General features: G+C 37.6%; 15 protein-coding genes. All 15 read left to right on the top strand.

Translation table 11 applies throughout. The features are described 5' to 3' along the window. Nucleotides 1–15 precede the first annotated feature (15 nt). The 15 genes from AC3IS6_RS09745 (at nucleotide 16) to AC3IS6_RS09675 (ending at nucleotide 21,082) form a co-directional block, all read left to right on the top strand. Complete coding sequence (locus AC3IS6_RS09745) at nucleotides 16–2,112, top strand: phage tail sheath family protein (RefSeq protein ID WP_489164701.1); 2,097 nt, start codon at nucleotides 16–18, stop codon at nucleotides 2,110–2,112. Between the two features lie 30 nt (nucleotides 2,113–2,142). Continuing rightward, nucleotides 2,143–2,571, top strand: a complete 429-nt coding sequence (locus AC3IS6_RS09740) for a phage tail protein (RefSeq protein WP_489164700.1) — start codon at nucleotides 2,143–2,145, stop codon at nucleotides 2,569–2,571. A 2-nt stretch (nucleotides 2,572–2,573) separates the two neighbouring features. Beyond that, nucleotides 2,574–3,020 carry a phage tail protein gene (locus AC3IS6_RS09735; RefSeq protein ID WP_489164699.1) on the top strand — a complete coding sequence of 149 codons (447 nt, stop codon included), beginning with the start codon at nucleotides 2,574–2,576 and terminating at the stop codon, nucleotides 3,018–3,020. A gap of 2 nt (nucleotides 3,021–3,022) precedes the next feature. Then, nucleotides 3,023–3,181 carry a DUF5908 family protein gene (locus AC3IS6_RS09730; protein ID WP_173965871.1) on the top strand — a complete coding sequence of 53 codons (159 nt, stop codon included), beginning with the start codon at nucleotides 3,023–3,025 and terminating at the stop codon, nucleotides 3,179–3,181. A gap of 3 nt (nucleotides 3,182–3,184) precedes the next feature. After that, nucleotides 3,185–3,868 carry a CIS tube protein gene (locus AC3IS6_RS09725; protein ID WP_489164698.1) on the top strand — a complete coding sequence of 228 codons (684 nt, stop codon included), beginning with the start codon at nucleotides 3,185–3,187 and terminating at the stop codon, nucleotides 3,866–3,868. Continuing rightward, a complete protein-coding gene (gene vgrG, locus AC3IS6_RS09720; RefSeq protein WP_489164697.1) occupies nucleotides 3,868–5,613 on the top strand; it encodes a type VI secretion system tip protein VgrG in 1,746 nt (581 codons plus the stop codon). The genes AC3IS6_RS09725 and vgrG overlap by 1 nt, the downstream gene beginning before the upstream one ends. Before the next feature lie 309 nt (nucleotides 5,614–5,922). Then, nucleotides 5,923–6,213 carry a PAAR domain-containing protein gene (locus AC3IS6_RS09715; protein WP_173965873.1) on the top strand — a complete coding sequence of 97 codons (291 nt, stop codon included), beginning with the start codon at nucleotides 5,923–5,925 and terminating at the stop codon, nucleotides 6,211–6,213. A 2-nt stretch (nucleotides 6,214–6,215) separates the two neighbouring features. Further along, on the top strand, nucleotides 6,216–6,626 hold the full coding sequence (locus AC3IS6_RS09710) for a GPW/gp25 family protein (RefSeq protein ID WP_489164696.1): 411 nt from the start codon (nucleotides 6,216–6,218) through the stop codon (nucleotides 6,624–6,626). Nucleotides 6,627–6,633: 7 nt separating this feature from the next. Then, nucleotides 6,634–9,972 carry a baseplate J/gp47 family protein gene (locus AC3IS6_RS09705; RefSeq protein ID WP_489164695.1) on the top strand — a complete coding sequence of 1,113 codons (3,339 nt, stop codon included), beginning with the start codon at nucleotides 6,634–6,636 and terminating at the stop codon, nucleotides 9,970–9,972. Further along, nucleotides 9,960–12,662 carry a hypothetical protein gene (locus tag AC3IS6_RS09700; protein ID WP_489164694.1) on the top strand — a complete coding sequence of 901 codons (2,703 nt, stop codon included), beginning with the start codon at nucleotides 9,960–9,962 and terminating at the stop codon, nucleotides 12,660–12,662. Before AC3IS6_RS09705 ends, AC3IS6_RS09700 begins: the two co-directional genes overlap by 13 nt. 12 nt (nucleotides 12,663–12,674) lie before the next feature. After that, nucleotides 12,675–16,133: a PKD domain-containing protein gene (locus AC3IS6_RS09695; RefSeq protein WP_489164693.1), complete on the top strand. Its 3,459-nt coding sequence runs from the start codon at nucleotides 12,675–12,677 to the stop codon at nucleotides 16,131–16,133. Continuing rightward, the gene (locus AC3IS6_RS09690; RefSeq protein WP_489164692.1) at nucleotides 16,134–17,996 is read left to right on the top strand and encodes a contractile injection system tape measure protein; all 1,863 of its coding nucleotides are present in this window, start codon (nucleotides 16,134–16,136) and stop codon (nucleotides 17,994–17,996) included. A gap of 11 nt (nucleotides 17,997–18,007) precedes the next feature. Further along, a complete protein-coding gene (locus AC3IS6_RS09685; RefSeq protein ID WP_489164691.1) occupies nucleotides 18,008–18,595 on the top strand; it encodes a hypothetical protein in 588 nt (195 codons plus the stop codon). Further along, entirely contained in the window at nucleotides 18,577–19,452 is an 876-nt protein-coding gene (locus AC3IS6_RS09680; protein ID WP_489164690.1) for a DUF6734 family protein, read from the top strand. The genes AC3IS6_RS09685 and AC3IS6_RS09680 overlap by 19 nt, the downstream gene beginning before the upstream one ends. Nucleotides 19,453–19,531: 79 nt before the next feature. Continuing rightward, complete coding sequence (locus tag AC3IS6_RS09675; protein WP_489164689.1) at nucleotides 19,532–21,082, top strand: eCIS core domain-containing protein; 1,551 nt, start codon at nucleotides 19,532–19,534, stop codon at nucleotides 21,080–21,082. The last annotated feature ends 18 nt before the right edge of the window (nucleotides 21,083–21,100 follow it).

Genomic DNA, 21,100 nt, shown 5'->3' with positions numbered 1-21,100 from the left:
TAAAAACAATTAATCATGGCAACAACTTACAAAACACCCGGGGTATATGTCGAGGAGATCGTAAAATTTCCTCCTTCAGTTGCCCAGGTAGAAACAGCGATTCCCGCTTTTATTGGTTATACCGAAAAAGCTACAAACAAGATTAATGGAGATTTGAAATTAAAACCAACCAGAATTACATCTCTTCTGGAATACGAGCGCTTTTTCGGCTTTGCAAAACCAGAAACTACCATTAGTATAACTATTAATGATGTTTCGACTGACAGTGGAGATACCCGTTCTATTATTGTAGATCAACCTACTTCAAAGCAACCCTTTTTGATGTATTATTCTTTGCAGTTATTCTTTGCAAATGGCGGTGGTCCCTGCTACATTGTTTCGGTAGGTCGTTATGGAGATGATTTAGATGATGCAGATTCAGCTGTTACGACAATCAACAACAGTACTGCACTGAATAACGGATTATTAGAAATCGAAAAAGTAGACGAACCAACTTTACTTTTGTTTCCGGACGCTACAAACGTATCCGGAATAACAATTACGGATTTCTACGGCTTATACAACAATGCTTTAACGCAATGCAAAAATCTTCAGGACAGATTCACTTTAATCGATACGTTAAATTATGACGCAACAAGTCCGACAGATACTAATATAGACGATTTAAGAAACGAAATCAGTTCTGAAAAAGACACCATTAAATACGGAGCTGTTTATTATCCACACTTGGAGACGATTCTGGATTACGCTTTTGATGCCAGTAGAATTACTTTAAAACACTATTCTTATACCGCAAAAGCATATGACAAAATCGCTGCAGGATTAGTCCCTATAGAAGACCCTGCGACCGGAATTACTGCTACGGTAACCAAATTAATTAGTGAACCAGTTGCGGGTGATATCGCCGGCCAGTATAGTGATTTGTTTTTACAGATGTACAGCAATAATGCCACTGGTTTTGATTTAGGCGGAACCTTTGTGAGCAATCCAACCAAAAAAACGGCTTTCTTAAACAAGCTAAACCCTTTACTGGTTTCTCTTCAGGAATTATCTGCATTGAGAAATTCGTTGAATGATGAAGCCAATGCAGCCATCAGCACCATCTCAGATGAAGATCCGGGAATTGCGAATACGATCTCAACTACCCTGAATACTTTCAATTTAATTTTTACAGCTACCAATAAAATTGATTCTGTCTATAAAAACTTAATCGCATTAAAGAAAAAAATTCAGGACGAAAACATTACAGCTAAACTGCTAAAAATTATATCTACTGACACTGTGAGTTTTGACAAAGAACTAAAAAAACTGGTTACCTATACTCCTTTAAATGTTCAAACAGGAATTAGCGGACTTGTCAATAATTTTTCGGGTATTGCTGCTGCTCTTACTGCGCTTTTAAATGCCATTAAATCTGTTGATGGAAAAGATTTGAATAACGGAGAACTAAACGGCAGAAAATTAAGTGCTCTTGAGGCTGTTGACAATGCTACTTACAATAAAATTCTTACCGAGATCTACAATCTGCCGATAACACTTCCGCCAAGTTCTGCTATTGCAGGGGTTTATGCCCGAGTAGATAAAGACAGAGGGGTATGGAAAGCTCCTGCCAATGTAAGTTTGAACTATGTGATAAAACCAACCGTTAAAATCACCAACACCATTCAGGACAACTTAAATGTGGATACCGTTGCGGGTAAATCTGTCAATGTGATCAGAAGTTTTACCGGAAAAGGAACTCTTGTTTGGGGATCCAGAACGCTGGCAGGAAACGATAACGAATGGCGTTATGTTCCCGTTCGACGTTTCTTTAATATGGCCGAAGAATCCATCAAAAAAGCGACCGAACAGTTTGTATTTGAGCCTAACGACGCGAATACCTGGATACGAGTAAGAGCTATGATCGAAAATTTCCTGATTCTTCAATGGAGAGCCGGAGCATTAGCCGGAGCCAAACCTGAACAAGCTTTTTATGTTAGAATCGGACTGGGGCAAACCATGTCGGCAATAGATATTCTTGAAGGCCGAATGATTATCGAAATCGGAATGGCAGTAGTTCGTCCGGCAGAATTTATCATACTTCGTTTCTCTCACAAAATGCAGGAATCTTAATTAAATATCAACATTAAAAAAATATAAATCATGAGCTATCCGCTATCAAAGTTTCATTTCTCAGTTGACTGGGGAGGAACAAAAATAGGATTTACTGAAGTTTCGGGATTAGATGTAGAAACTGAGGTTATTGAATACCGTCAGGGAGCAAGTCCAGAGTACAGTAAGATCAAAATGCCGGGCATGCAGAAATTCTCCAACATCACACTGAAAAGGGGAACTTTTAAAAGTGATAATGAGTATTATGCCTGGTGGAATACGGTAAAACTAAACACCATAGAAAGAAGAGACATTACCATCAAGTTACTCGATGAAGAACACAATCCTGTGGCGATCTGGAAAGTAAAAAATGCGTGGCCAACCAAAATTCAGTCGACCGATTTAAAAGCCGACGGAAATGAAGTAGCAATTGAATCTATGGAATTGGTTCACGAAGGTTTATCCATCCAAAATGACTAATCATGGCTAATTATTATCCACCTGTCGGTTTTCATTTTTTAGTGGAGTTCCAGGGGCTTGGTTCAAAAGAAAAGGACCATCAGTTTCAATCGGTCTCCGGCTTGTCCGTCGATATCGAAACCGAGGAAATTGCCGAGGGTGGAGAAAACAGATTCAAGCACAAACTTCCGGTAAAGACAAAATATCCAAACCTGACTTTAAAGAGAGGAATACTGATTGATTCTGTGGTTATTGACTGGTGCAGGGATGCCATCGAAAATTTTTCATTCAAACCCGTAAACCTGACTGTCAAACTGCTCAATTCGGAGCATCAGCCTTTGGTTTCATGGAATGTAGTTCACGCCTATCCTGTAAAATGGTCGGTTGAAGATTTTAATGCTGAAGAAAGTAAGCTCGTTATCGAAAATTTTGAGCTCACCTACAATTATTTCACCGTAATCAAAAGTTAATTATGCCCATAGAGATAAAAGAGCTTCACATTAAAATAAACGTGAACGAAGGATCTAAACCGGCAGCTTCTCCCAGTGCTCCAAAAAGCAAGGGTGAAGATCCGGTAGCCGAATGTGTCGAACAGGTACTGAAAATCATCGAACGCAAAAAAGAACGATAAATCATGGCAGGAGAACTCGAAAAACTACAAGTTGTTGCTTACAGTGACCCGCAATTTAACAACAAAATTGCCGACGGTAAATTTTCTACACTTATGAACCCGGAAAAGTATACCTATCACTATAAGATTGAGAAAGATGAAACTCAGGCGTCCGGGACAAGTACAGTGTCTCCTAAGTTCAACAAAAAACTACCGGAAAATCTGGAACTCGATTTTGTTTTTGACCGATCCGGAGTAATCAATGGCTCCCCAAGTGTAAACAAGGGGATCATCGACGACATTGAGAAATTTAAAAAAGTTATTTTAGATTACAATGGAGACGAGCACAAACCCAATTACCTGATTATTTCCTGGGGAACATTGCTTTTCAAAGGGGCTTTAACTGAAATGGATATAGAGTTCAAACTCTTTAAACCGGACGGAACTCCAATCAGAGCCATTGCAAAAGCAAAATTTCAGGGTTTTGTCGAAGATAAACTGAGGGCCGCAAAAGAGAACAATAAATCTCCGGATCTGACTCATTACAGAATTGTAAAAGAAGGCGATACACTGCCTTTGATGACCTTTCACATTTATGGTGACTCGAAATATTATCTCGAAGTCGCCAGAGTCAATAACATTGTCAATTTCAGAAAATTAAAAACAGGGCAAAAACTATTTTTCCCTCCTTTACAAAAACAATCCTGATGAACAACAGCGGAGTCATACAGACCAGTAAAAGTGCCGATTTAGTAACGCATAAAATTTTAGTTGAAGGGGAAGAACTGTCTAAAACCTATCAGGTAAAAAGTATTGTGGTACAAAATGAGGTCAATCGGATTCCTATGGCTCAAATTGTTCTGACAGACGGAGAAGCTTCTGAAAGAGATTTCAAACTAAGCAATGAAGATTTATTGATTCCCGGGAAAAAAATCGAAATCACTGCCGGTTATCACAACGATGAAGAAACCATTTATAAAGGAATCATCATTAAACATGCTATTAAAATAAAAGGTGGTGCGTCTTTGCTGATTATCGAATGCAAGGATGAAGCGGTGAAACTTACAATTGGCAGAAAGAGCAAGTATTTTTATGATGTAAAAGACAGTGATGTTTTTGAAGAAATTATTGGTACTTACGGATTAGAAAAAGACGTCGAAGCTACTAATTTCAGTCATAAAGAACTCGTTCAGTACAATACTTCCGACTGGGATTTTATCGTTTCGAGAGCACAGGCCAATGGCAAGCTTTGTTTTGTAGAAAACGGAAAAATAACCGTCAGTAAACCCGATGTAACCTCAGCAGCTGTTGAAACGGTAACTTTTGGAGCTTCTTTACTTGATTTTGATGCCGAAATTGATGCCCGAAATCAATTTGCCAAAGTGTCTTCGTACAGCTGGGATTACACCAACCAGGAGCTGGTCGAAATTGAAGCAAATGATCCTGCCGTGAGTCTGAACGGCAATCTTACGGCTTCTGATTTGTCTGAAACTATTGAACTTGAAAATCTGGAATTGCGTCACGGCGGTACCATTACCGAAGTTCAGTTACAGGATTGGGCCGATGCCAAATTACTGTTTCAGCAATTATCCAAAATCCGCGGAAGAGCCAAATTTCAGGGTATTCCTGCCGTGAAACCAAATACCATCATCACGCTTGAAGGTGTTGGCGACCGCTTCAATGGAAAAGCCTATATCACCGGAGTTTTTCACGAACTGACGGAAGGAAACTGGACCATCGATACACAATTCGGATTAAATCCGGAATGGTTCTCCGAAACCTACGACATTCATACACCAACAGGTTCCGGAATCATTCCCGTCATAAAAGGACTTCATGCCGGAATTGTAACACAGCTCGAAGGCGACCCCAATGGTGAAGACCGAATTCTGGTAAAAATACCCATCATCAACAACGAAGAACAGGGGATTTGGTGCCGGGTAGCTTCGCCAGATGCAGGAGAAAACAGAGGCGTGTTTTTCAGACCCGAAATAGAAGATGAAGTTATTATTGGCTTCGTTAACGAGGACCCAAACAATGCCATCGTTTTAGGAATGCTTCACAGCAGCGGAAAACCTGCTCCAATCACAGCTTCTGACGACAACCACAAAAAAGGAATTGTCACCCGAAGTGAAATGAAAGTAATGTTTGATGATGAAAAAAAATCGATCGGAATTGAAACTCCCGCAGGCAAAAAAATAACCCTCGATGAAGATAAAGGTGTTATCGTTATTGAAGATGAAAATTCGAATGTGATTACCATTGACAGTAAGGGGATCAAAATGGAAAGTGCCGGAAACATTGAAATAGTCGCATCAGGCGATGTTAAAATAGAGGGAACCAATGTATCCTTAAAAGCCACAGCGCAATTTAAAGCAGAAGGAAGTGCCGGTGCAGAATTGTCCTCCGGTGCAGTAGCTATTGTAAAAGGAAGCATTGTACAAATAAATTAACCCATTGGGTGTAATTTAAAAAAACATGACTTAACACATAGAAACATAGATTTTTAGGTGCAAAAAAGTGAACACAAAAGAAATACATTTCTTTCACATAAGAAGTTATGTGTATTTCAATAGAGTGAAACGTCTTTTTTATGGATACAGAACCTACGTTATTATGTGTTAAAATAAATTACACTCAACAGGTTAAATTAATCCCGATTGTATTCAATATAGTACAATTTCATCGTCCTATTTTCATATTGCATCGGTATTATATCAAAAAATATTGAACTGAAATATAACTAAAATTGGTAGAAAATCATGGGAGCACCAGCCGCCAGAATTACAGATATGCACGTTTGTCCGATGGTTACCGGAACGGTTCCGCATGTAGGCGGACCTATCTTACCTGCCGGTTCGCCAACCGTATTAATTGGCGGAGTTCCGGCCGCATGTGTCGGAGACATGGCCACTTGCACAGGTCCTCCTGATACCATTGCCGCAGGTTCGTCGACCGTTTTAATTGGAGGAAAACCTGCCGCGCGAATGGGAGATTCAACCGCACATGGCGGTACAATAGTAGCCGGATTAGCAACCGTTTTAATTGGTTAATTATGGAAACAGAACAAGCCTTTTTGGGAACCGGATGGAGCTTCCCTCCGGAATTTAAAAAAACAACTAAAGCTGCTGTAATGATTTCTGACGAAGAAGATATTAAAAGCAGTCTTGAAATTTTATTGTCAACCAAAATAGGAGAACGCATTATGCTTCCTCAATACGGCTGCAATGTAGATGAACTCCTTTTTAATCCTTTAACCACAACCCTAAAAACCTATGTGGCTGAACTAATAAGAACCGCCATTTTGTACCACGAGCCCCGAATTGATGTAGAGAAAATCGACATCAGTCAGGGAGATGATCTAAATGGTGAATTGTTAGTGGCTTTAGATTATAAAGTAAGAGCTACCAATTCCAGAACTAATATGGTATATCCTTTCTACAAACAAGAAGGAACTAATATTTAAGAGTATTATGTGTAACAACAGCGACCATACAAATGATATAGTATTTAAAAGAAATGGCACCGATCAGGGCGACCGCCTGAACAGTATTCTTGATCCTGGCAATTTAAAACTCCATGACTTTGATATTGAAGACTGGTTTCTTTTTACCTATAACTTTGCCAAACAAGTAAAATTTTTTGAAACGACCAACAGCCAAAAAGCATCTGGTAACTGGCAGGAGATTTTTGATCATTTTGGTTTTTCACAAACGGACATTCCTTTAAGAAAAGACAAGACTTATGCTACGCTAAAACAAAGCATTTCAGAAATACTGCGCAATATTGAGTTTGAAGGTACTCTAACGCCGCATATGACCCTTTTTATATGTTTCTTAAAGCTATTGGAATTATCTAAAGCACGCTTTAATTTAATCACCAAAAAACACCTTGATTTCTTTTATAAAGATATTTTACAAATCGAAAAACTTCCTGCAAAAGCAGATCAGGTACATGTTATTTTTGAATTGGCCAAAAAAAGTACAGAGGAGCAAATAGCAGCACAAACTCAGTTAGATGCCGGAAAAGATGCTCAGGGCAACAAGCTCATTTATAAAACTACTGAGGAACTTATTGCCAATAAAGCTCAGATTACAGCCCTTAAAAGTGTTTACAACGACATTAAATTAGGTCAAATCAAAGTAAGTCAGGTGGCTAATTCTCTTGACGGACAAGGAGAGAGTCTGAAAGAAGAATACAAATACTGGCTACCATTTGGTTATACATCTAATGAAGAAAAATATACCGAACTCAAAGCCGCCAGACTTGGCTTTGCCATCGCTTCCCCTTTATTGCAATTAAAAGAAGGAGAAAGAAATATTGATATTACCATCACCTTCAATGAAGCCTTTGATTTTACCATCGAACCATTCACCGAACCAATCACCGTTAATGACCTTGCAGAAAATATCAGTATTTTTTGCAGTGGTGAAAAAGAATGGCTTGGTCCTTTTAGAATTAGTGAAGCCGCCGCGACCTCCGGTATTTTAGGAAATCAGTTGCGATTGGTTTTTCAGATTTCAAAAGATATTCCATCCATTGTCAATTACGATCAAAAAAAACTGGGAGAATCTTTCTCAGATACCGACCCCATTATCCGTTTTTTAATTCATACCGAAGATAAGAAAGGACATTATTTGTTTAGAAACCTGGTTACCAAAACCATCAGTACCCTAAATATAAAAGTAGATGTTAAAGATGTCAAATCTTTGTTATTGGAAAGCGATACAGGTGTATTAAATGTAGCCAAACCTTTCTATCCGTTTACGACACAGCCTACCAGCGGCTCTGCCTTTTTGATTAATTATCCGGAGATCTTTTCGAAAAAATGGAAAAATATAGATGTTAAAATAAATTGGAAAAACACACCCAAATCTTTTAAAACACATTACAAAGCATACAAAACGAAATATCTTGATACCACAATAAGCCAGACTCTTTTTCTTAGCGGAATGTTTCTGGAAGAAGTTGTGAAAGAAGTTGCCATAAATCAGCCTGAAGATCCACAACCCACAATAGATGCTATTGTAATAAATACTCCGCCAAAAAGTATTCCGGTTCTAAACACAAACGACTCAGATCTAATTGTAGAATCAGATGAATATTTTAAAGGTACTGTATCGATACTAAACAAAGAAAACTGGGAAAGCAAAAGTCCTAATACTGTTTTGTTTACTCTAAAAGATGCGTCTTATGTAACAGAATTCTCTCTCACAGGAAGCACTTACGATATCGATAAAAGCGGTCCGATCCGACTGACATTAAACCAGTCGTTATTGCACTCCTTGTACCCGAAAATATATACGCTCGCCATCATGAGTAAAAATCCGGAAACATTGATTCCGAACGAAGCTTACACTCCATTTGTCGAAACGATCAGTTTGAATTATACGGCAGAGGAAACCGCAGATTTTACCCATCAGACGGAGGCAGAATATCAGGCAGAACGAATAAAATTATTCCAAGAAGCCCCTTTTGGTCAAAGTAAAGAACATTCTTATTTGAAGAATCTGGCCAAGCAAAAAGGAGTTCTTGACGCCAATACAGCCATTTCAAGTCGTTTGGTTCCTGATTATTGTAATGGAGGTGAATTTTACATTGGCTTTGAAGAAGCAGAAAACTTACAACAGATTGCCTTATTGATCCAACTACTGGAAGGAAGCGAAAATCCGCTTGCTAAATCCTTTGTAGGAAGAGAAAAAATAGAATGGTTTATACTCTGCGATAACTATTGGAAAAATATTGAAAATGAAATTCTGGGCAATTCAACAGATAATTTTTTAAAGTCAGGAATCCTGAAATTTGCTATTCCGAAACAAGCAACCAAAAACAATACTTTATTTCCGGATAACCTAATTTGGGTAAGAGCTAAAATGCATAAAGCCTATGATGCAATATGCAAAGTAATAGACATCAAAACACAGGTGGTCACAGCCGAATTTTTTAACAATGGTAACGATTTATCGCATTTAGAAAAAGGACTGCCAGCCGAAACCATTTCTAAACTTATTACCCGAATAACACAGATTAAAAGTGTCGAGCAGCCTTTTAATTCCTTTAACGGAAAAGCACTGGAATCAGATGAGACCTATTACAAACGTGTAAGCGAACGTCTGCGTCATAAAAAGAGAGCGATCACACTCTGGGATTATGAACATCTTATTCTTCAGGAATTTCCTCAGGTTTTCAGAGTAAAATGCCTGAATCATACCAATAATGAAACCGAATCTTTTCTCTCACCCGGAGATGTGACCATTATAGTCGTTCCGGATATTATAAACAAAAACGTATTTGATCTTTATGAGCCCAGAGTAAATACAGCAACTTTAAATAAAATTCAGCATTATATCAGTGGTTTAAACAGTATGCATGTAGAGACTTCGGTCATTAATCCGGAATACGAAAAAGTAATTATAAAACTAAATGCCAAGTTCTATCCCGAATACGATGAGAATTTCTATAAAAAACAGCTTAATCAGGACATTACGAAATTCTTATCCCCATGGGCATTTGACACCACTCAGGACATCCTTTTTGGAATTGAATTGCACCGAAGCACTATAATTGATTACATCGAAAAATTATACTATGTAGACTATCTGGCAGAACTGGAAATGGCCAAACTCAAAGACAATACAGAATCTGAAAATCCAAGTGATCCGGCTTATCTGGCAACGCTTGATTTTTTATCGGTCTTGTCGCCGTCTAATCCAAAACGCATTCTGGTATCGGTAAAAAATCATATCATTTCGACAGAGATAAAAACTTGTAAAATATCTAATATTCAATCCCCAGAGACATGTCAATATTAAATCCAAATAGTACAATTCCTAAAAAGGTAGCTACCGAAGATGACCTGGATTTTTTCTATCTCAGAAAAAAAGGTATTGAGTATATCGAACAGCTCGGAGGCAAGTTATGGACCGATTTTAATTCGCATGATCCCGGTATCACCATGCTGGAAATGCTTTGTTATGCGATTACCGACCTTGGCATGCGAATCAATCTGCCTATCGAAAACGTTCTGGCCTCTGATGTAAAGGAAAAAGATATTCCATCACAGTTTTTTAAAGCCTCTGAAGTACTACCTACAAGTCCGGTTACGGCACTGGATTACAGAAAACTATTTATCGATATTGACGGAGTTAAAAATTGCTGGCCGGCGAAACACAAAAAAACAGTGTATGTCAATTGCAAAGACGAACAGCTTTCCTATAATTATAAAGATTTTAATGAACTTCCCAGAGGGTTTAAAAAACAGTTTCAACTCAAAGGATTGTATGATCTATATGTCGATTTTGAGAGCCGAAAACTATCTGATATTAATGCCGTCAAAGACAAAATCAGAAAAAAATACCACGCCAACAGAAACCTGTGCGAAGACCTCATCAATATTATAAAAGTTGAAGAATACCCTATAAAAATATGTACCAGCATTGAGATCGATACTCAGGCCGACGAAGAAATGGTTCATGCACTTGTACTAAGTGCACTCGATGGTTATTTGTCGACCACCGTTAATTTTTATTCCGTTAAGCAAATGATGGACAAAGGCTATTCTTCCTTAGAAATATTTGACGGTCCGGTTTTAGAAAGTGGTTTTATCGATACTAAAGAATTAATCGAAGCCGAACTGACCAGTGAAGTCCGATTATCAGATATTATAAAACTTATTATGAATGTGCCGGGAGTACTCACCATCAAAGATATTTCTCTGGGAAATTGCGGAGACAATGAAACCGAGGGAAATCAATGGCTGCTTTGTCTGGAGGAATACCAAAAACCGGTCATTTGTTATAAAAGTGTTTTCAATTACAATAAAGGCGTATTGCCTCTAAATATTAATAAAACACAGGTAGCTCTTTATCTGGAGGAAATTAATGCCGAAAAAGATAAAGCTACCGATTATGCGAGTAAACATAAAGAACTGAAAATACCTACCGGCAGCTACTTAAAACCAGACAGCTATACTACCATACAAAACGATTTCCCGGACACTTACGGTATCGGAGAAGCCGGTTTACCAACTCGAGCCACAGTCGCCCGACAGTCACAGGCCAAACAACTTAAAGGGTATCTTTTATTCTTTGATCAGATTCTCGCCAGTTACTTTAAACATTTAGGACAGGTTAACGAAATTCTTTCGGTAAGCGGGAATCTTACCAAGACTTTCTTTACTCAGGCCGTAAAAGACATCGAAGGTTTTAGTGATCTGGTAACGGACTATCCGGAACACAATGATGATTACCTGACCGAAATTCTTTTTAAACAACTGGATAATAATATCGAGAGAAGAAATAATATCCTGGATCATCTTTTAGGGCGTTTTGCAGAACGTTTTTCCGAATATGTTTTTATCAACAAAAGCATCTACGGCACTGCTACAGATGAAGTGGTACTGAAAAACAAAGAAGACTTTTTGAAAGACTATAAAATTGTAAGCAAAAACCGCGGTACCTCTTTTAATTACTACCAGCAGCCGAACAGCAATTTGTGGGATACCAACAATGTTTCGGGTGTAAAGAAGAGACTTGCCAGACTTCTGGGGATTAAAAATTACAATAGAAGACATCTCTCCGATTCGTTTGTTGATCTCTATCATTTTATTGATTCAGACAATCAGCTGGTGTACCGATGGAGAGTCAGAGACGATAAACACAAGATTGTGCTCTCTGCCACAACAGAGTATTATGATACTTCTACGGCAAACCGGGAATTGTATTTTGCCATCCTGCAAATCATCCAAACCAGAGAATATAATGTTGAAGAAGCTTTTAAAAAAGGAATTTCGGACCCGCAGGTTATCGATAACATTCAGATCCACCGCTCTCCTTCCGGCAAATATTCTTATGACATCATTAATCCGTTAATTACAGACGAGAACAACAAGGACAGAATTATTGCCAAACGCTATACATATTACAGTTCCCAGCAAAAAGTAAAACAATCTATTCTGGATTTAATCCATTTTATGAAAGAGGTATTTACAGAAGAAGGAATGTTTATCGTTGAACATATGATGCTTCGTCCCGATGTAAATCTGACGACCGTAAATCCGGAAACCTTTTTACCTATTTGTACAGACCAATGCAAAAGCTGTGAGCCTTTGGACCCTTACTCCTATCGCGTAAGTATTATACTGCCGGGATACACCCTGCGCTTTGCCAATATCGATTTTAGAAATTATATCGAGAAAGTTATTAAAGAAGAATTACCGGCACATGTTCTGGCAAAAATCTGCTGGATCGGACATCGGAAAAATGAAGTTGAAAACCCGGCAGAAAATGAACTTTTACAGTTTGAGAATTCATACAAGGAATATTTATTTGCTAAAACCTCACTGAACCAGGAACAACCGGAAACAGAACTGATACAGCTCATTAAGTCCATATCCGGCCTTAGCAATTTATATCCTACAGGAAGGCTATTTGATTGCAACGACGAAAACGAAAATCAATTCGAGAAAATAATCTTAGGAAAAACAAATTTAGGATCACTATAAATACCATTCAAAATGTTAGTAAAACTTTCAACCATAACAACGCTGTACCGAAGATTCACCAAAAATCAGGTACTAACAGAAGGACATCTTAACGAGATTGTAGATTATTTTGATGATCAGGATCGTATTTCCAGAATTGGTCTTAGTGGTGTCGGCATCATTTGTGGATTTCAGGTTTCATACAGCCCCGTTTCAAAAGACATTACCATAACACAAGGCAGCGGTATCACGACCGACGGTGATCTTATACAGTTGTACAAGTCTACTCCAAACGGCGGAAAAATTATTGATTTTGAAAGTAAACAGTACACTCATTATAAAGTATACGACAACAAAAAAGCTGCTTACAAACCTTATTTTTACGATGGTACAAAACAGCTTGATATCTTCGAACTTTTAACTGCCGAACAGCAGCTTACCGAAAGTGCCAATACTTATCCAATATATTATCTTAAAAAAAATACCGGATTAGAGGTAACGGATGCTGTCGTTCTTTTGTATATCGAATCTTATGAAAAAGATTCCGATCTCTGTGTCAGTCTCTCCTGCGACAATCAGGGACTGGAAATCATCGGCAATCACAAAGCCTTATTGGTAAGCAAAACCGTTGCGGCGCAGATAAACAGTCATGATAAAATCATAAGCAAAATAAAATTCTCTAACCTGTATTACAAACTTCCGGAACTGGTTTCTAACCGTATTGTATTACAGCCCGAAGATTTTAGCAGTTATTATGAAATCAAAAGAAAATTCACCAACGGAATCTTCAGAAACAATGTAGTGGCCAGACTGCAAGACGGTTTTGAAATACTATTGACCCCATTAAAAATGCCAACTATACTGGATTCTTTAAAAAAGAATCTGGCTTCTCTGTACAGTTTTGATGAAAAAAATGTCCCTCCTGATTTTCAATATCGATACGATCTGCTCAACGATTTAATTGATACTTACAATGAGATCAGACTTTTATTGTCAAATATGGACTATGATTTTTGCTTTCCGGATATCAAATCATTCCCCAAACACTTAATGCTGGGAGAAGTGCAAAAAACAGGTCCATGTTTTGAATACCGACATTCTTTTTACAAATCACCGTTGCTCACGGGACAGAACCTTAGCACCTGTAACGATTGTCTTCCTTTTGACACGCTTAACGAACCCGGGAAGAAAGATACCATTAACGAATTTATTGTCGATTTAGAAGGTAAAGAAATTACAATCTGTTATGGAAAAAATACAGATTTACAGAAATTGTACAGTCTGATAAAACGCTGCGTACAATTATTAGCGAATTACAATGTAAACTATACTTATATAAAAATCACTCCTAGTTTTGAATTGGGTTCGCTTGGTAAAAAAGCAATTCCATTTTACAATAACGTGGGTGATCATCTTATTGAACTTTGGGATTACGAAAAAACCACTATCGGACAACAGCGCAATAACAGAAGTTATCACGATAACTTATTGAATACAAAATGGCCTAACGAAATGGTCTCAGATCACAACTTCTACAGAATCGAAGGGCATCAGGGCACAGACTATAAAAAAGCACTAAAAACGATTCAGGCCATCAGACGTCAATATGGTTTAGGATTCAATGTTGTTGTACTTGGAGTAAAAGCCTCTGAAGCCAAAAAAATAGTTGAAAATTATACCTCCTACTATCTGAACAAAAATCACGGATACGAGCACAAATCAGGTGTGGCACCGGGCGGCACATTTGTCATGATTTATATTGAAGGAGAGTACAGTCAATATCCTTATTATTACGGCTATGGTTATCCGTACGAATATCCGCGTGGAAATTCTCTCGCAGGCGATTTTGAAAAAGAGGGCGATAAAAAAGAACCCGGAGAATCTATCGTGCTAAATCCGGTAATAGCCGATTTTACCTTGCCGTATTTATGCTGCGATGATAATTTCATCACGCTGTCCTTACCTGTAAACCATATCTGCTTTGATGAAACAACCCCTTACTTCCCCTTTCACGTAACCCCAACCGGAGGTTTTGTAAAAGCCGATGTAGACGAAGATTTGAATGGCGGAGTGACCAAAAATCAGTATGGAGAATTTGTTTTCGATCCAAAATTAGTCAGTGAAGAACTCATCGGAAAACCGATAACTTTTACGGTGAATAATTTTGAAACCAACTGTCAAATAACCATTTTTAGAAAACCAAAATTTGATTTCACTTTTGTCTTCCCAAAATCACTCAATAAAACTGGAGTTGTAGTCGATTTTAGTATTAGCGGTGAGAATCAGAAAGACATGAAATATATTTGGGATTTTGGTGATGGCAGTGAGCCTGTTGCCACTACTGAAGCAAAAATTCAACATATTTATGCCTATGAAGTACCCGCTAAAGAAAGCTATAGTTTTCAGGTAAAAGTTACTGGTGAAAACGGAAACTGTAATGCTCAGGCACAGCATCCGGTAACTTTTGAAGTGCCTGTAGTCGTAGGTATCGACACCAGAAACATCTGCAGAAACGACCTTAAACCGCATGTTTTAACTATTGAACCGAATAGCAAAAAAACCGTCTTATCAGGCCCGGGAGTTTCCCAGAATGATGCAGGTCAATACATTTTTATCGGCAATAATGTTCCTAAAGATGTAGATCAGGTAGTTATACTGATAAACGGTAAACCTTCGAATCTTATCATTACAATGCACAATCCGCCTGTAGCTTTGTTTAGCTATGCGATCAGAAACAGTCAGATTGCTTTTAGCAATAAATCGACAGATGCCTTAAAATATATCTGGAACATCGAAGAAGAAGTAATCGAAACCGATTCTACAGAACCTATAATACGACCGGTTTCACTGTACAAAAATGATGTTATCAAAGTATCACTTACGGCATTAAATAAAAGATGCGGCGAAGCTGTAGACGGACCAAGAGAAATCATAATTCGTGAAAAACCGACTGAAAATCCATGCCTGAAAGCTGCGACTGAGTTTGTCAAAAAAACAAATCTTGCTTTTGAAAAAATAAACCAGCAGCCTGAATTACAAAAATTCAGTAAAGAGACTATTTCCCTTCTTTCTGACATCGGAAAACAATTTACAAGTGTCGATAAAGAGACAAATGCTTTTATTAACGGCGAAAACAATCATCTGTTACTGGAAATGTTTACAGACAACATTTACAGCAATTTATTACTGGCTGCAAAAAATGCAAGAATTGCCGAGGAAAAAACAGTATTGAGTTTCCTTACTGAAAGTCATATCTCGCTCTTTTATATTATCATAAAATGCCAGCCCGCCGAACTCTTAAACAAATCCGAAAAACAGCTAACCACTATTACATCACGTATTGATGTCTTACTGCAAAGTTTTGTAAAAATCCAGTATCAGACAGATCCTAAGGGAACCTTAAAAAATTTCTTATCCGATCAGAAGGTTTCATTTAAGGATATCAAATTTATATTGGAAGCAATCGAATCACAATTAAAGAATTTAAACTAGGTGCAAAGTACGGACAGCCATATTATCTCTAAACTGTTTCTTGAGGTCAATACCCATTCTAAAGAAAAGGCGTATTACTTAAAAGATCATCTCGATACGTTTCTAAAAGAAGAACTCTTTCCTCTTTTAGAAACCTATTTTGACACGCTTGATAAAAAAATACCGCTGTACAGTATTCAGATAGAAAAATTAGACCTTAATCTTTCTCTCGCTCCCGACCTTAATTTCAACACTGTAAAACTCGAAATAGTAAATCAATGTCAGAAACAAATTGAAGAGCAAATTGAAAAGGGTTTTCCGGATACAAAACAATACAAATTGATTGATCGCAAGGAAAAAAACAGAGATGAATTCTTCATTTTTCTGGAAACCGGAGCCAATCCCTGGTGGGCAATTTCCAATGGCAATGTCAATAACAATAGCAATGACAATAGCAATGGCAATAGCAATAGCAATGGCAATGACAATGACAATAGCAATGATAATGGCATCTTCAATAGTTCTTACAATAACATGCTTAGTACAAACGAAGACCATATATTTAAAAAAATTGCAGTTGATAAAACTTTTAGTTTAAGGCTACGAAAAACATTGGAGAACCCACAGATAAGAGCCCGTTTCATAAAACAATTATCAGACGAACAGATCTATAACCTACTCCAAAGAACACTTCTTTTAGAAGCAACTGCTTCTGACTCGGTTTTGGTTTCGAAAATGGCTAAGCAAATCAAACGCAATATAAATACTATTGCTTCGGAATCGAAACACGGTTTACAGCAACGAAACCTGATTTGGGATATAGTTTTGTTGCAATTGTTGCAGCATGCTGATACTATTATAAAAGAAAAAGTACTGCAACTGCTTACTTCTTTTGCTCCGGTTCGTCAATACGACCCAAAATTTGTTTTGGAACACACTCGTACGTACATATCAAATAAATCTGTTTTAAAGATATTGGCCAGCCTTGAGTCCGAAATTCTGAATATAACTGCTATTCTCGATCAAAAAGCTTCCAAAATTCTTCCGAAAAAAAACCAGGAAACGTTCCTAAAATCAGATTTTTCAGAAAGCAAACAATCTCTGCTATCCGAAAATAGACCAGATTCTGACAATCCAAAAAAACCAAAAACTGAAACCGAAATAAATTCCGTTTTTGGTCCCAACAAAAAAAACGAAACCGAGGAAAGTTCGAATTCTGCTGTAGTCCCTCAGGAATCCAATACTGAAAAAACAACAGAAATAAATGGCGTTTCCGATCGTAAGGAGAAAACTCAGAAGAAAACCCAAGAGAAAGCTAAAGAGGAAGTCAAAGAGGCAGAAAACTGGCCCTCCTCTTTATTTCCGGAAGACCAAACAATCCCTGAAATTCCTTCGATACACTATGTGAATAATGCCGGATTGATATTGGTTCATCCTTTTTTGAAAGCTCTTTTTGAAAATTGCGGTTTACTAAATACAAACCATACGATAAACGATTCCGAAACGGCAGCACACCTTTTGCACTATATCGCCACAGAACGGGAGCAGGATTATGAGTCTGAGATGCTATTCGAAAAAGTATTGTGCAACATACCAATAAACCAAACCATCAACCGAAACATTATACTCTCGGAAGAATTAAAAAATGAGGGACATAAAATGCTACAGGCGGTTTTATTCAATTGGCCGGTTATGAAAAATTCTTCTGTCGCCTTATTGCGGAACGAATTTTTACAAAGACCCGGCAAAATAATACTTACTGAAGATAATCCTAAAGTCATTATCGAAAGAAAAACACAGGACATCCTGCTGGAAAAGATGAACTGGAATCTGGGAATTGTAAAACTGGCCTGGAAAGACAAAATAATTTTTGTCGACTGGTAATATTAAAAAATATGGAAACCGAAAAAGAAACATTTCTAAAAGAGGATGAAAAAAATATTTTCTACGAACAAAAACAAGCGCTAAAAAATATTTTTGAAAAACTCGATATGTCAAAAATCGCCTTTGTAGGCGGAATTGCGGATTATATTAATCTTCGCAGTTATTATGATATGCCTATAAACGATATTGATATTATTTATCAAGATGAAGATGATTTATTGCCCATTAAAGAAAATGACGGTATCACACGCTATTTCACCCGGTTCTATGATCTGGAAGTGGAAGTCCTGGTTTCAGAGTTTAAGATCGATAATAAAGAGGTGCATGCAGACTTTTTCAAAAGAGTTTTTTCCAGAATAAGACTCGTTCAGTCTCCTCTCCTGGGTACGATGGTGTGGCATGCTACTTTCAATGAAATGAAAGCTTTTCACAACAACCAAATACCGTTGATAACCTCAGAGGCAATGGGTCAAAAATACGAATGGAAAAGACTCTACAAACACAGCAAAAAAGCTTCGTTATACAACAACGTCTGCTATCTGGAAGAAAAACAACAGCTTCAAACCTTAAATGATACTTTATGGAAGAACCAAGAATAATATATAGCCTGGATGCTTTTCCTCTGATAAATAACCGCTGGCAAATGGGTAATAAACTCAAAGAGACCATTTACATGACGGCTTTGAGCATTTTATACAGTCATCTTTGGTACAAAGACATCGAACTTTATGCTGACGAGACGGCGTATAAATTCCTGTATATGCTGCCCTGCAGAGTTACAAAAGTGAATCATGAGCAAAACAAAGAACTCTGGATGAAATCTAAGATTCACGCTATCGAAAGGCAAACCAAACCCTTTGTTCATCTCGATACCGATGTATTTATAAAAAAGAAAATCAATTTTAATTTTGACACTATTATTCTCGAACGAAGAGAATGCGGCTACGAAGTACATTATAAAAAACAGATTGATTTTTTCAACCCATATACTAAAAATCTGCCTTACTGGCATCCTGATCTGGGACATTCGTATAGCTGTGGTGTACTGGGATTTAATGATCTTACGCTTCGTAATAAATTTGTAAGTGCCTACTATGATCTGGAAGAAATTTACATCGCACATCGCGAAGAATTTGAACCCTTAAAACAACAAGGATTTGAACCTTGTATTGTTATAGAACAGTACAATCTGGCCTCTTTGTTAGATCACAATAATATTAGCCCGACATTACTCTTAAAAGGAAAAAACATAATAGAGCAGAGCAAATATGCCAATGAAATGAGCTACAGCCATCTCTTCGGACTTAAAAAATACAAAAAAGACATTATAGAAGAAATTGAATACCGCCTGTTTAAAATTTTTCCGTACTGGTATGCACAAATCAAGATCGAATTAGAAAAACATCAGATCATTCAGAAAGAAGAAAACAGCTCTCCAACGATGTTAGCATCGTAGTACATCCTTATTTAGAAAAATCAATTCTATTGAAGTTAAAGCAATTAGTACTTGTTTCAATTAGTAAAACAATGAAGTTATGAGAACGCTAGAAAATAAAAAACCAATTACGAACTCCTCCTCTCCTTTTTTTAGTCCTAAAATTCAAAAAAAGCTAAAAACAGGAACAGCGGGCGATCAGTTTGAGGTGGAAGCAGACCGAGTAGCCGATAAAGTAGTAAACAATAATTCATCCGGAAGCGGCCTTTTGCAATCGAAAGAAAACGTACAACAAAAGCCAATTTCGGAAACCATATCTTCTGTGCAGAAAAAATCAGATAAAAAGGAAGAAGAGAAACCTGTTCAAAAAAAATCAGATAAAAAAGAAGAGGAAAAGCCTGTTCAGAAGAAATCGGATAAGAAGGAAGAAGAAAAACCGGTACAGAAAAAGTCGGACAAGAAGGAAGAAGAGAAACCGGTTCAAAAAAAATCCGACAAAAAAGAAGAGGAAAAACCCGTTCAGAAGAAATCGGATAAGAAAGAAGAAGAAAAACCGATACAGGCCAAGTGTGACGATTGCGAAAAAGAAGAAACAGTTCAGTCAAAAGACAAAAAAGAAGAAGATAAAGCCGTTCAGAAAAAAGAGCAAAACCCTGATGCTGAAATTAACGATAACGAGCTGGAAGGAAAACTGGACAACTCCAAAGGAGGCGGCACCGGCCTAGATAAAAAAACTAAAGGAGAAATGGAATCGGGCTTTGGAGCTGATTTCAGCGATGTAAAAGTTCACACTGATACTAATGCTGTCCAAATGAGCCAGGAATTGGGAGCACAAGCTTTCACCAATGGAAACGATGTCTATTTTAACAAAGGAAAATACAATCCGGATTCCCGGGAAGGGAAACATTTGCTGGCACATGAATTAACCCATACCATTCAGCAAACCGGAGCTGTACAAAAATCCGTCGATCCTTCTTCAACCGCAGCTGAAGATTTAGAATCTCCTCGTTTTAAAGGAGATTACAAATTAGAGCAAACGCACGATGATTTAGATTATCTCGCTACCGGATGTAAGGGGGAGCCTGTACAAAAAGTACAATCGGGTTTAATGGATTTAGGTTATCAGCTTCCTAAATTCGGTGCTGATGGTGATTTTGGCAGTGAAACACGAGCAGCTGTATTCAAATTTCAATCCGATAACGGTCTGAGCTACGATGGTGTTGTTGGCGTACAAACAATTGGACGTTTAGATGATATTTATGTTGGAAAAGGCCCAGGCCCAGGCAAAGACAAAAAGAAAAAACCACCAAAGAAAAAAGAAAAAAAGACCTGCGATATAACGAATATATTTCATTTCTCCTCAGATCCGGTTCATATTGAAACGTTAGAAACAGATGGTGCTTGTAAATCATTTTCTATCTCATTAACAACGACAAGAAATAAAAATGAGAACCCCTGTTCAGGTTACAGCGTCGAAATTATCGATTCCACAGGGACAAGTTTAATGGGACCAACCTCGTTCAAAATTGGTGGTACAGTTCCAATTAATTTCACCGCCCCAACAGCAGGCAAGTTCAGGATGATCATTGGAACTCCGGCTTCCTGTGGAGAGAATGCTTTTAAAGGTGTGGGATCAAAACACAGACATTAATAAAATCAAGTACCGTTA

Source organism: Flavobacterium sp. KH_035, assembly GCF_057839565.1.
Note: the sequence above shows the minus strand (reverse complement) of the source record. Positions and strands in the feature narration are given on the sequence as shown.